At 35.1% G+C, this 13720-nt stretch carries 14 protein-coding genes; 12 read left to right on the forward strand and 2 right to left on the reverse strand.

Annotation, left to right across the window (positions count from 1 at the left end; translation table 11 throughout):
- Positions 1-80: 80 nt before the first annotated feature.
- Positions 81-1148, reverse strand: coding sequence for a branched-chain amino acid aminotransferase (locus tag J8281_RS18430; protein WP_210199142.1), 1068 nt, complete (start codon positions 1146-1148; stop codon positions 81-83).
- A gap of 166 nt (positions 1149-1314) precedes the next feature.
- On the opposite strand from J8281_RS18430, the gene J8281_RS18435 reads away from it, so the two are divergent.
- From J8281_RS18435 to J8281_RS18445, 3 genes are read left to right on the forward strand one after another with little or no spacing between them, the layout of a single operon-like run.
- Positions 1315-1815, forward strand: a complete 501-nt coding sequence (locus J8281_RS18435; protein ID WP_210199143.1) for a DUF4920 domain-containing protein — start codon at positions 1315-1317, stop codon at positions 1813-1815.
- Positions 1815-2528, forward strand: a complete 714-nt coding sequence (mnmD, locus tag J8281_RS18440) for a tRNA (5-methylaminomethyl-2-thiouridine)(34)-methyltransferase MnmD (protein ID WP_210199144.1) — start codon at positions 1815-1817, stop codon at positions 2526-2528. Before J8281_RS18435 ends, mnmD begins: the two co-directional genes overlap by 1 nt.
- A gap of 55 nt (positions 2529-2583) precedes the next feature.
- Positions 2584-3495 (forward strand): TIGR01777 family oxidoreductase, encoded by a 912-nt coding sequence (locus J8281_RS18445; RefSeq protein ID WP_210199145.1) that lies wholly within the window; start codon positions 2584-2586, stop codon positions 3493-3495.
- A 201-nt stretch (positions 3496-3696) separates the two neighbouring features.
- On the opposite strand, the gene J8281_RS18450 is transcribed toward J8281_RS18445, so the two are convergent.
- Entirely contained in the window at positions 3697-4368 is a 672-nt protein-coding gene (locus tag J8281_RS18450) for a YceI family protein (protein ID WP_210199146.1), read from the reverse strand.
- A 156-nt stretch (positions 4369-4524) separates the two neighbouring features.
- Between J8281_RS18450 and J8281_RS18455 the strand changes: the two genes are divergently transcribed.
- The 9 genes from J8281_RS18455 (at position 4525) to J8281_RS18495 (ending at position 13577) form a co-directional block, all read left to right on the forward strand.
- Complete coding sequence (locus J8281_RS18455; protein ID WP_210199147.1) at positions 4525-5067, forward strand: nucleotide exchange factor GrpE; 543 nt, start codon at positions 4525-4527, stop codon at positions 5065-5067.
- Positions 5068-5073: 6 nt separating this feature from the next.
- Positions 5074-6183, forward strand: a complete 1110-nt coding sequence (gene dnaJ, locus J8281_RS18460; RefSeq protein ID WP_210199148.1) for a molecular chaperone DnaJ — start codon at positions 5074-5076, stop codon at positions 6181-6183.
- 656 nt (positions 6184-6839) lie between these two features.
- Positions 6840-7769, forward strand: coding sequence for an ABC transporter ATP-binding protein (locus J8281_RS18465; RefSeq protein WP_210199149.1), 930 nt, complete (start codon positions 6840-6842; stop codon positions 7767-7769).
- Positions 7762-9078, forward strand: coding sequence for an ABC transporter permease (locus J8281_RS18470; RefSeq protein WP_210199150.1), 1317 nt, complete (start codon positions 7762-7764; stop codon positions 9076-9078). Before J8281_RS18465 ends, J8281_RS18470 begins: the two co-directional genes overlap by 8 nt.
- Positions 9079-9082: 4 nt before the next feature.
- Entirely contained in the window at positions 9083-9976 is an 894-nt protein-coding gene (locus J8281_RS18475) for a mechanosensitive ion channel family protein (protein WP_210199151.1), read from the forward strand.
- A 37-nt stretch (positions 9977-10013) separates the two neighbouring features.
- Positions 10014-10916 (forward strand): hypothetical protein, encoded by a 903-nt coding sequence (locus J8281_RS18480; protein ID WP_246849163.1) that lies wholly within the window; start codon positions 10014-10016, stop codon positions 10914-10916.
- Entirely contained in the window at positions 10916-12079 is a 1164-nt protein-coding gene (locus J8281_RS18485) for a sigma-54 dependent transcriptional regulator (RefSeq protein WP_210199152.1), read from the forward strand. Before J8281_RS18480 ends, J8281_RS18485 begins: the two co-directional genes overlap by 1 nt.
- Positions 12066-12644, forward strand: a complete 579-nt coding sequence (locus tag J8281_RS18490) for a hypothetical protein (protein WP_210199153.1) — start codon at positions 12066-12068, stop codon at positions 12642-12644. Before J8281_RS18485 ends, J8281_RS18490 begins: the two co-directional genes overlap by 14 nt.
- 54 nt (positions 12645-12698) lie before the next feature.
- The gene (locus J8281_RS18495) at positions 12699-13577 is read left to right on the forward strand and encodes a PPK2 family polyphosphate kinase (RefSeq protein WP_210199154.1); all 879 of its coding nucleotides are present in this window, start codon (positions 12699-12701) and stop codon (positions 13575-13577) included.
- Positions 13578-13720 lie beyond the last annotated feature (143 nt).

The following is a 13720-nucleotide window of genomic DNA, read 5'->3' on the forward strand; positions in this document are numbered from 1 at the left end:
AACCTCAAACCTCAAACCTCAAACCTCAAACCTCAAACCTCAAACCTCAAACCTCAAACCTCAAACCTCAAACCTCAAACCTATATCTTATATCTCCATCCAAAAGAGTCTTCGGCTTCATTATATTGAATATCCATGAGCGCTTTTTTAAAATAAGCCGCATATGGATGCTCTTGCTTCTCTACTTCATAGTGTTCTCCTCTATAGCTAAAAGCTTTGATCGGACTTATCACTGCGGCCGTACCGGCTCCAAAAATTTCTTTTAAACTAGTGTTGGCATGAGCTTCTATGATTTCGCTTACCTTTATCGGGCGTACTTCTAGCGATATACCTTCCTTTTCAGCAAGTGTAATTAAACTTTTACGAGTTATACCGTCTAAGATACGATCGCTTACGGGAGCCGTTAATAATGTATCGTTAATTCTAAAAAACACATTCATCGTTCCGGCTTCTTCAATATAGTCGTGAGTGTTCGCATCAGTCCAAATAACTTGTTGATATCCTTGTTCTTTAGCGAGCTTTGTAGGATAGAACTGTCCAGCATAATTTCCGGCTGCTTTAGCATAACCAAAACCTCCGCTGGCAGATCGGCTAAATTTTTCAGCAATGAGTACACTTACATCTCCACTATAATACGATTGTGCAGGACAACATATGATCATAAATTTATACTCATCAGCCTCAGAGGCAGAAACGCTGGCTTGTGTAGCAATTACAAATGGTCGTATGTATAAAGAATTACCATAACCCGGTTTGATCCAGTCATTATCTAATGTTAACAACATATGTAAGCCTTCAAAAAAATAATTCTCAGGAAACTCAGGAATTGCCAAACGCTCTGCAGATCTGTTTATACGCTTAAAGTTTTCATCAGGTCTAAACAGAAAAGTATCACCGTTGTCATCTTTATAAGCTTTCATCCCCTCAAAAACTGCTTGTCCATAATGAAAAACACGAGCAGATGGATCTAAAGTTAAAGGTCCATAAGGCTCAATTTTAGGAGTTTGCCATGCTCCATCGCGATAATCACATGTAAACATATGGTCGGTAAATATTTTTCCAAAATTGAGATTTTCAAAATCTACTTGCCCTATTTTTGACTCGTTTACCTTAGTCACTTGTAATGTGTTGGAGATGGTACTTTTCATTGTGGTTCTACTATTTTGAAGGTTAGCAGGTCAACGACCTTTAGTATTTGTCCGAAAACTAAGACTAATCGACAGACAAACATCTGCACAAAAATACCGTTTTCTTATAAAATAGGAATTTTTAAAATGCGTAATTTTGCAGTAAAATCTCTATAACTAAGAAATCATGAAGAAATATATCCTTTTTTTACTAGTCACACTACTTATCTTAAGTTGTATGAATAATAAGGAAACAACCTTATCGACTAATGACATTGCGGTCGAGAATTACCAATTGTTTGGCAAAAAAGTAGTTGCAGCTCAAATATATGATAACAGTAAGATCGCAAAAAAGTATGATCATCTTAGTGTAGGGGATACCATTACTATTGCATTCACAGGTAAAGTTAATGCAGTATGTAAGGTAAAAGGGTGTTGGATGAAAGTTGCCCTTGATCAAGATACCGAAACAATGGTGAAATTTAAAGATTATGGTTTTTTTGTGCCAAAAGATATCGAAAATGATACGATTATAGCTCAGGGGAAGGCATTTGTTACTGAAATGTCTGTTGAAGACCAGCGTCATTTTGCAAGTGACGCAGGAAAAACAGCGGAAGAGATCGCAGCTATTACTAAACCCAAAAAGACATTTTCTTTCATTGCTGATGGTGTTTTGCTGAAGAAGTAATGAATAAGGAAGTAAAACGAGAAATTATAAAAACGGGAGATGGTTCGACTACGATTCATCTGCATGGTCTAAATGAACAATATCATTCTAAACATGGAGCAATTAACGAAGCTAAACATGTTTTTATAGCGGCAGGTTTGCATCATGTATTGAATTTAAATACGATCAAAACTTTACATCTTTTAGAAATTGGTTTTGGTACCGGATTAAATACATTTCTTACATTTCTGGAAGCTAAAGAGCTTGGTATAGAAATTAATTACGTAGGTATAGAAGGGTATCCCGTATCTTTTGAAGAAGTACAGTCGATGAACTACCCAGGGCAACTCAATGTTCCTGACCAAAAGGCTGTATTTGATTTTTTGCATCAAACTACCTGGAATAAGTCAAAAAAAATTACATCTCATTTCTCGCTTACAAAAAGAAAACAATTTTTTAGAGATATTCGAGATACAAACGAATATCATCTTATCTACTTTGATGCTTTTGGTGCAAGAGTTCAACCCGAACTTTGGACAGTTGAAATTTTTAAAAAAATGTATAATGCTCTTCGAGATACAGGTGTTTTAGTAACATATTCGGCAAAGGGGAGTGTTAGGCGGGCGATGCAAGAGGTAGGATTTGACGTAGAACGATTACCGGGCCCCCCTAGTAAAAGGGAAATGTTACGGGCAACCAAAAAAATCGCGAATAAACGATTGTTAAACCTATAATAAAGAAATAGGTTTTGTTAAAAGGTGATAGTACATTTCCTTAAAAATAAAGGGAATGAAGATTTTAATTACCGGAGCCACAGGTATGATTGGGCAGGAAATTGTTACGCTATGCCACCAATCTAATATTGACGTACATTATCTCACTACGAGTAAAAGCAAACTTGAAAAGACTGCGAATTATAAAGGGTTTTTCTGGGATCCTGAAAATAACCAAATTGATGTTGAATGTTTTGACGGGGTTGAAGTTATTATCAATTTAGTAGGAGCAACAATTGCCAAACGTTGGACCTCTTCATATAAACAAGAAATTATTAATAGTAGAGTAGAGACCGCTAACTTGATTTTAGCTTCACTTAAAGATATCGACCATCATGTTCGTCATATCGTATCTGCCAGTGCTATCGGTATTTATCCAAGTTCGTTTCAAAAATATTATAGAGAGGATTCTCCAGAAGAAGATACCGGTTTTCTTGGTAAAGTTGTCAAAAAGTGGGAAGATGCAGTGTTAGCATTTCAAAATATAGGAGTACAAGTAAGTTTGCTTCGAATTGGTCTGGTATTGTCTAATGATGGAGGTGCTTTTCCTAAAATTGCCCAACCCATTCGATACGGTCTTGGGGCAGTGTTTGGTAATGGGAATCAATGGCAGAGCTGGATTCATATCGCTGATCTTGCCAGAATGTTCATGTTTATTGTAAGAGAAGAGCTATCAGGTATTTACAATGCAGTTGCGCCAAATCCGGTATCTAATGAAAAACTTACTCATACTATTGCCAATACCATGAATAAAAAAATTATACTTCCTGGAATACCAAAATTTGTAATGCAGTTAGTTTTAGGAGAAATGCATGTGCTTCTTTATGCCAGTCAGCGCGTAAGTAGTACTAAGATTTCGAATGAAGATTTCAACTTCAAATATGAAAATGTAACACCTGCCGTTAAAGATCTTATTAATGGAAACTAGAGGTTAATATGAATGGAGGTCAGTGTCTAAAAACTGATCGCCTATAGTTTAAATTTCACAGATAATTACCTCCTGACCGAAAAAAGAAAAAACCGTCTAAAAAGTTGACATTTCTTCCAGTCCAGAAGTCAAAATACTTCGTTATGGTGTTCTTCAATGTTTTTTAGACAGTTTCTGATCTAGTTGAAAGTTATAAGTAAACTATGCTTTGTTCGCCTTAACACTTATTTTCAATTCGATATCGTCATTGATAAACTTATCACCAAGATTTTCAAATACCGATTTCGAGCCATAGTTTACACCCCATTCTGTGCGATTGATTGTAAATACTTCTGTATCTAATGTCATAGTATCACCATTAATTGATGTAGTTGCGGGAAAAGAAATATTCTTTTTTGTGTCCTTAATAGTAAGATTTCCTTCTAGATAGGTTTTTCCTTCTTTTTCATTGATTCCGGTAATTTCAAAAGAAGCCGTAGGATGCTTGGCCACATTAAAGAAATGATCCTCTTTTCCTTCACCTTCACCTTTCAAATGCCCTTCCAATGATGCCTTTTCATCACCTTCCAAATCAGTTACTGTAATAGAGTTCATGTCGATAGTAAATGATCCACTTTCTATATTTTCACCTTGTACTTTTACAGTACCGTCAGCCAGATTAAGTGTCCCTGTATGTTTTTCGGTAGGCTTTAAACCCGCCCATTCAATCGTACTAGCCGTAGGATCTATTTTGTAAGTAACTGCAGTTGCCGGAGCTTCGATCACCTCTTCCGCAGTTGTTGCTTCTGTTTGATTTTGTTTTTCTCCTTTACATGCTATCATAGTTACAGAAATAGAAACGATAGATAGCGTAGTTAATAAATTTATTCTCATGAGTATTAGTTTATGATTAGATATCAAAATTATTTTTTTAAAAAAGGTATACTCTTAAATTTTTACTAAAATATCCCAATGACATTATGACATTAATTGAAAAATGGCAGTACTTTTGTTATTTCAAATTGAAAACTTATAAAAGGTACGTGTTACATGAGTAAGAAAAATAAAAATACTGACGATGTAAAAGATCAGGTAGATGAAGTACTTGATACTCCTGTCGAAGATACAGAGAAAGAAGAAATAGATGCTGAAGCACAGCTGAAAGAAGAACTCGGAAAAGAAAAAGATAAATTCTTAAGACTTTTTGCTGAATTTGAAAATTATAAAAAACGAACTTCTAAAGAACGTTTAGAACTATTCAAGACGGCTAGTCAAGATGTAATCCAGGCGATGCTTCCTGTTCTAGATGATTTTGATCGTGCCTTAAAAGAAATAGAAAAATCTGAAGATAAAGATCTTATCAAAGGAGTTGAATTAATTCATAATAAGTTGAAAGAAACTCTGAAAAGTAAAGGTCTTGCCGAAGTTGATGTTGATGCAGGGGACACGTTCAATGCAGATGATCATGAGGCTATAACACAAATTCCTGCACCTAGCGAAGAGCTAAAAGGGAAAATTGTAGATGTAATAGAGAAAGGTTATAAACTAGGAGATAAAGTGATTAGATTTCCTAAAGTAGTAACCGGACAATAATTAGATATGAAGGAAGATTTTTACGACATTTTAGGAGTAAGTAAGGGTGCTAGCGAAGCTGAAATCAAAAAAGCATACCGAAAAAAAGCAATCGAATACCATCCGGATAAAAACCCTGGAGATAAAACAGCCGAAGAAAAATTTAAGAAAGCAGCTGAAGCTTACGAAGTTTTAAGCGATCCTGATAAAAAAGCACGTTACGATCAATTTGGTCATCAGGCTTTTGAGGGCGGCGGCTTTGGCGGCGGCGGCGGTATGAATATGGAGGATATATTCAGCCAATTTGGAGATATCTTCGGAGGTGGTTTTGGGGGTTTTAGCGGCTTTGGCGGTGGTGGCAGACAGCGACGCGCTAAAGGAGGCAATCTTCGAATTCGTGTGAAACTTACCTTAGAAGAAATAGCCAATGGTGTCGAGAAAAAAATCAAAGTCAAAAGAAAAATTCAGGCACCGGGTACTACCTATAAAACATGTAGTACCTGTAACGGTACCGGGCAAGTAACCCGTATTACCAATACTATTCTTGGTAGAATGCAAACGGCAACTACATGTACTACTTGTGGGGGATCAGGTCAATCTATCGATCATAGACCATCTGACGCCGATGCACAAGGATTGAAAGTTACCGAAGAAACCGTAAGTATTAAAATTCCAGCCGGAGTAGAAGACGGTATGCAACTTAAAGTTGCAGGAAAAGGTAATGAAGCACCAGGAGGAGGCGTGGCAGGAGACCTTTTAGTAGCTATAGAAGAGCAAGAGCATATAGAGCTACAAAGAGAAGGTAATAATTTACATTATGATCTGTATATCAGCTTTTCTGAAGCTGCATTAGGGGCATCACGAGAAATTGATACAGTATCAGGCAAAGTTCGTATCAAAATCGAAGAGGGTGTACAAAGCGGTAAGATCTTGAGACTAAGAGGTAAAGGTATACCAAGTCTTAACGGATATGGCAAAGGAGACCTTCTGGTTCATGTAAATGTATGGACTCCTAAAACCTTAAGTAAAGAACAACGCGAGTTTTTTGAAAAAATGGCAAAAGACGATCATTTTAGACCCAGCCCCGATAGTGGTGACAAGTCATTTTTTGAGAAGGTAAAAGATATGTTCTCCTAACTCAATGAATAGAAATCGATCTTAGGAATACTGAGTTTTATTCATGTCTGATTAGGAAAAATTCGTATATTTGGAACATCACTATGCTTATAGTGATAATTTTTCTTTTTCATAGCAATTTTTTTCCCATCCTTAATACTTGTATTTAGGGTGGGTTTTGTTTTTTAAGAGAATTTGATGAATTAAGTGTTGTATACCGAACTTATCTAGATTTTTTCGCTTATATCAATGCTACTTTAAAATTACTCAAATAGAAAGCAGTCATTTTTTGTTTAGACAAAAAAGAAAACTCAATCATAGCCGTAGCTACGGTTGCTTTTTATGTTGACCTATAAACGGAAAAGGACAATCCTGCTATCCGCTAGGTAGGCAGGTTTTGATGAGTAATTTTAAAGTGGAAGTGGTATTACATCAAAAAAGTTTAAACCAGTTCTAGTATAAGTTTTTTAGTTTTCGTATTATTCAGAATTGAAAATGAACGCGTATATACTTTTTATTTTTCAATAGATCGATGTATGTGAAAAAACCATAACACCAATGTGGTAAGAAAAATAAGAGGCTATCAATAAATTTCAGCTTTACAGTAAGTAAGCAGATTTTAGAAAATAGAAAGAGTCAAATGGTGTTCAATAATTAAAAACTTATGTATTTTATTTATGTCTAATCTTTTAGAGGTGAGACAAGTCTCAAAGCGGTTTGGTGCCTTCACTGCATTGCAAAATGTCTCGATCGAAGTGCCAAAAGGTAGTATCTTCGGCTTACTTGGCCCCAATGGTGCGGGTAAAACGACCCTGATTCGCATCATTAATCAAATTACACAACCAGATGAAGGAACCGTATGGCTGGATCATCAACCATTACATCAGGAGCACATAAAAGACATTGGATATTTACCTGAAGAAAGAGGATTGTATAAATCTATGAAAGTTGGCGAACAGGCATTATATCTTGCCCAACTGAAGGGTCTTAGTAAGAAGGATGCTAAAGAACGCTTGATGTACTGGTTCGAGAAATTTGAAATCACTAGTTGGTGGAACAAAAAAATACAAGAACTTTCTAAAGGGATGGCTCAAAAAGTGCAGTTTATCGTCACGGTACTGCATCGACCAAAACTTTTAATTTTTGACGAACCTTTTAGTGGCTTTGATCCTATTAATGCCAATGTAATTAAAGATGAAATCTTACAATTAAGGGCTGAAGGGGCTACCGTTATCTTTTCTACACACCGTATGGAAAGTGTCGAAGAATTATGTGATCATATTGCATTGATCAACAAATCGAAAAAAATTTTAGATGGTAAAGTATCTGATATTAAAAAAGAATTTAGATCAAATACCTTTGAGATCGGACTTCTAGCCGAGCATCCCAGTGAGTTATTAACAAACTTAAAACAAAGATATAGCGTTGCTCCGGCAGATTTCAAAACAATCGACGACCAATTTAAATTAAAAATAACATTGGATCCAAAAACTTCTTCTAATCAACTCCTTACATCTCTTTCAGAAAAAGCACAAATACTAAGATTTAATGAGGTGATTCCAAGTATTAACGAGATATTCATTAAAACCATTACTGCTAATGAGTAATCTAAAACTAATTATTAAGAGAGAGTTTATTGCACGTGTACGCAATAAAACGTTTGTTATCATGACATTTTTAAGTCCAATGATTTTTGTTGGAATGATTTCTTTGATTGCCTGGTTAGCTACTTTGAATAATGATGAGGTGCGCAAAATCGCTTTTTTTGATGAAACTGGTAAATTCGAATCTGATTTTAAAGACACCGATCATATTGATTACATTAATTACAGTAAATTACCTCTAAATGATGCCAAAGATTCTGTAGTGATTAACAAAATGTATGGATTGCTGTATATTCCAAATAAGCAAACCAACAATGAGCTCGCTTCTGCTATTCAATTTTATGCTGAAGAAGCGCCTAGTATTTCTATTCTGAATAATATAGAGTCTATTATTGCTACTAAACTTACCAACCAAAATATTAAGGAAAAGGGTCTTGATTTAGACGTTATTAAAAATTCTAGAGCCAAAGTACGCATCCAAATCGAAAATTTTTATGGCGAAAAAACATCCAAAATGACCAATTACGTAAAAATGTTTTTTGGAGGTGCTGCAGGATATCTTCTAATGATGTTTATTATTATCTATGGTAACATGGTAATGCGATCTGTGATTGAAGAAAAATCGAATCGCATAATAGAAATCATTATTTCATCAGTCAAACCGTTGCAACTGATGATGGGAAAAATTTTGGGAACCTCGTTAGCCGGAATTTCACAATTTATAATTTGGGTGATTTTAGGTGGTGTTTTAGTAACCGTAGCTACTGCCGTTTTAGGAATTGATACAACGGTCACCGCTACTGGGTTTGGATCTTCTATTCAAGCCGTCGAAGAAACACAAGGAGAAACCATAGCAAGTGCCACAGCCTTAGTATTAGAAATACAAAAATTGCCATTAGGGGTGTTATTGTTGTCCTTTCTGATTTATTTTGTTGGTGGCTACTTTTTGTACAGCTCAATTTATGCTGCTATAGGGGCAGCTGTCGATAGTGAAACAGACTCTCAACAATTTATGTTACCCATTATTTTGCCACTTGTTTTAGGGATATATGTAGGTTTTTTTTCGGTTATAGAAAATCCGCATGGTACTATTTCTATGGTGTTTTCAATGATTCCGCTCACCTCACCAATCGTTATGTTAATGCGCATCCCTTTTGGAGTACCATGGTGGGAAGTATTAATTTCTATTTTTCTATTACTAGGAAGTATTATATTTATGGTATGGCTAGCCGGAAAAATATATAGAGTCGGAATTCTAATGTACGGTAAAAAGCCAAGCTATAAAGAATTGTTCAAATGGTTAAGATATTAATGTAATGATTCAGGAAGAAATTGCAGATCAGGTAAAAGAAGTTATACAAGAAGACATTTGGGGTGTTATCAAAGGTTTTCTTGAATATGAGATTTTTCATTTTGGAGAAAAGAAGCCGATTGTGCTTACCGTTGGGCTTTTGTTGTTTGTGATTATTGTTTTTATCGTAACTTCTGTATTCTTGAAGTTTTTGAAGCGAATTGTAACTCGCAGAATGGAAAATCAAGACAAACAAAAATTCGAGTCGGTTTTCTCATTCTCTAAGTACTTCGTTTATTTTATAGTTATATTTTTTGCATTAGACAGTATAGGATTTAATATTACTGCCGTTTTTGCGGCTTCAGCGGCATTATTAGTAGGTGTTGGACTTGCTTTACAAACCTTTATTCAGGATATTTTATCGGGTATTTTTATTTTTATTGATAAAACCGTACATGTAGGCGATATTATAGAACTAGAAGATAAGATCGGTAGGGTAGAAGAGATTAAACTAAGAACAACCAGAACGGTGACTATTGATAATAAGGTCTTAATTATTCCAAATCACAAATATCTTACTTCAACCTTATACAATTGGACTCAAAATGGTAGTCTTACACGAGAGTCAGTACATGTAGGCGTAGCTTACGGTAGCGATACACAATTGGTCAAAGAGTTACTTATTAAAGCCGCTATATCTAATAGTTATGTACTTAAAGAACCACCACCGCTCGTTTTATTTACAGATTTTGCCGATAGTTCATTAAACTTTAAAGTAGTTTTTACAATAACCGATAGTTTTATGGCAAATATTCATAAAAGTGAAATACGTTTTGAGATAGATCGCCTGTTTAGAGAACATGATGTTAGTATTCCCTTTCCTCAACGTGTAGTTACGCTAATAAAAGATAAAGAATAAATATAAAAATTAAAGAACCGTATACATACACGCCCCTATGATGAGAAATAAAAATTTGTACATAATTTTATTGTTTCTTGGCGTGTTTTGTGAATTAAGCGCTCAAGTTACAGATTTGATGCGGGTTGAGTATGCTTATATACCTCAGTCTAATAGCGATAATACCTATCGTAGATTCCGGATGTCTGCCAATTATCCCATCAAAATTAATGATGAGGGTACGTATTTGGTGATTTCTCCTCAATATCGATACAATGATCTCAATATAAGCGACAGGCTACCTTTTGAAGAAGGTGGAGATTTAAATGTATTTCAAACATTTTCTTTAGAACTCGGGTATACCTTTAAAATGAAAAATGACTGGCGTTTCGGGGCAAAATTAGGTGCTGGGATGTCTTCTAATTTTGAAGGCTCAGGTATAGAAAGTGACGATTTCAGATATACTACATCTGTATTTTTTGTAAAAAGCTACAAAAAACTACAAGCTCCCAAAACGGCAAGACTTATTATTGGGTTGCGCTATGCTACACCTGCGAGTATTACTTTTCCTTTACCCATTATAAATTATTTCAAAAGATTTCATCCAAATTGGTCTTACTCTTTAGGAACTCCAAAAACAAGTATTAAATACTTTATTAACCAAAAAAATACGATTCAGACCTTTGTGGGGTTGGATCGATTTTACGGAAATCTACAAAATAATAGAAGGTTTACAGATCAGAACGGAGAAACAAAAATTGCAGAAAATGCATCTATGCTTAATATTATAGGAGCTTTAGGGTACGAATATTATTTTACGGAACATTTATTGTTCTACACCTATTCGGGATATACATTAAGTAACGAAATTCGCTTGCGAGATAACAATCAGCAAAATGTTTTGGTCATCAATGAGGCAAACACATTTTACATTCGCAGTGGTATAAAATTGAAAATATAATGGCAAAAATTTTAGTTATAGAAGACGAGGCAGCAATTAGAAGAGTATTGGTTAAAATTCTTTCTGAAGAGAATGATACCTATGAAGTTGTAGAAGCTGAAGATGGATTATCAGGAATAGAGCAAATTAAATCAGATGATTTTGATCTGGTGCTTTGTGATATTAAAATGCCAAAGATGGATGGTGTAGAAGTACTGGAGGCCGTAAAAAAAATCAAACCAGAAATTCCTTTTGTAATGATTTCTGGTCATGGGGATTTGGATACGGCAGTAAATACAATGCGATTAGGAGCCTTCGACTATATTTCGAAACCGCCAGACCTTAACCGTTTACTTAATACCGTTCGCAACGCACTCGATAGAAAAGAATTAGTCGTAGAAAATAAGATGTTAAAGAGAAAGGTGTCCAAAAACTACGACATGATAGGCGAGTCTAAAGCTATTTCAGATATCAAAGATATGATTGAAAAAGTAGCTACAACAGATGCCAGAGTTTTGATCACTGGATCAAATGGAACAGGTAAAGAATTGGTAGCACACTGGATTCATCAAAAAAGTGAACGTTCCTCGGGACCTATTATAGAAGTGAACTGTGCCGCAATTCCTGGTGAATTGATAGAAAGTGAACTTTTTGGACATGTTAAAGGCGCATTCACCTCGGCCAATAAAGATCGTGCCGGTAAGTTTGAAGCTGCAAATGGAGGAACTATTTTTCTTGATGAAATAGGGGATATGAGTCTTTCTGCACAAGCTAAAGTACTGCGAGCTTTACAAGAAAATAAAATACAACGAGTAGGTAGCGATAAGGATATCAAAGTCAATGTGAGAGTACTTGCAGCAACTAATAAAGATCTCAAAAAAGAGATTGCCGAAAACAAATTTAGAGAAGATTTATACCATAGATTAGCAGTGATTTTGATTAAAGTACCATCACTTAATGAACGACGAGAAGATATACCTTTACTAGTGAACTACTTTGCACAAAAAATTGCTACTGAACAAGGATCACCTGTAAAAGACTTTTCAGCAAAGGCAATCAAACAGTTGCAGCAATATGATTGGACAGGTAATATTCGAGAACTGCGTAATGTTGTAGAACGACTCATTATTTTGGGGGGTAAAGAAGTAAGCGAAGAAGATGTAAAACTCTTTGCAGCAAAGTAAGGTTGATATAGATGCTTCGACAGAGTCTCGATATATTCCCGTGATGAAAAAAATGCTATGTTGTATACTAGTTTGGTATTATACCTTTGATAGTTCAGGGCAATATGATCCTGATGCTATAAATTATGGTATTGTAGCGATTAAAAGTTTCGGATTAGAGAATGAAATTGCTTTGGGAGCCAGAATCGAATACGCATCAAATTGCTATACCACGTTTATAGGTGAATATAACAGAACTTTTGCCATCAATGCTACAGATACATATCAAGAATTTAATGAGTTTGCGCTTGGGGTCAATTTAATTATGTTTAATTGGTATCCTACTACAATTACTGCGGGTATAGGTTATTTAGTGAATGATTATGATGAATTTGAGGCTATTCAGGATGAAGCTTTTTTAGGATTCAGATCAGGAGACTTTAACCACGGTGCGCAAATTAAAATGAGAGCATTATATCAAATAACTACTCCCATACATATTTTTGCAGAACTAAATGTTAAGAGTTTAGGAAGAAGATTCGATACGTTCTTAGTGGGATTTAGCTACAATTTTAGTGCTAGGTAACATGTAACAGACCTAAAACTTTAGTATCTTTCGAGATATAACACACAAACATTTATGAAAAAGGTTAATCACGAAGATTTTAAGGTCACAAGTGCCGTTGAGCTGTCAAAAATCCCTACTCATTATGATCTCAAAGCCAGTGAGAAAAAAATTGAAGATGAACTCGAAGAGGTTCGTGAAAAATTAGGAGAACTTCAGGATACGTTATACGCCCATGGTAAATACGCGGTACTGGTTTGCTTACAGGGTATGGATACGGCAGGTAAAGACAGTCTGATTCGAGAAGTTTTTAAAGATTTTAATACTCGTGGGATTATTGTACATAGCTTTAAAGTACCCACAGCTCTAGAACTTGATCATGATTATTTATGGAGACATTACATTGCTTTGCCACAACGCGGAAAGTTTGGTGTCTTTAATAGAACACATTATGAAAATGTTTTAGTAACTCGCGTACATCCTGAATATATTATGAATGAAAATCTTCCGGGAATAGCAAATGTAGAAGATATAACTGATGAGTTTTGGGATAAACGTTTTGAACAAATTCGCAATTTTGAACAACATATTGCAGAAAATGGAACCCTGATCTATAAATTCTACTTGCACTTGTCAAAAGAAGAACAAAAGCATCGACTATTGCGTAGGCTAGAAAAGAAGGAGAAAAATTGGAAATTTTCAGCAGGTGACTTAAAAGAACGCAAGCTTTGGGATCAATATCAAAGCTGCTATCAGGATGCGATTAATCGTACCTCAAAAACGCATGCCCCGTGGTATGTGATACCAGCAGATGATAAACCTACTGCCAGATATATTGTTGCAAGAATACTATATGATACTCTAAAAACATATAAGGATATCAAAGAGCCAGAACTTGATGTAGAAACTATGGCGAATCTCGAAGAGTATAAGAAACAACTAGAAAACGAATAAAAATCAGTAGAGTCCCAATTAAAGAAATTAGACCGCTACACTTTTAGAGAATAGAACAAAGACTTAACTTTGTGAAAATTTGTTTATCAAAATCTTTAGAACGTTAATTTAACTAATACATAATTCGGATTAAATTTTTTGTC

The sequence above is a fragment of the Aquimarina sp. U1-2 genome, assembly GCF_017897595.1.
In the GTDB taxonomy this organism is placed as follows: domain Bacteria; phylum Bacteroidota; class Bacteroidia; order Flavobacteriales; family Flavobacteriaceae; genus Aquimarina.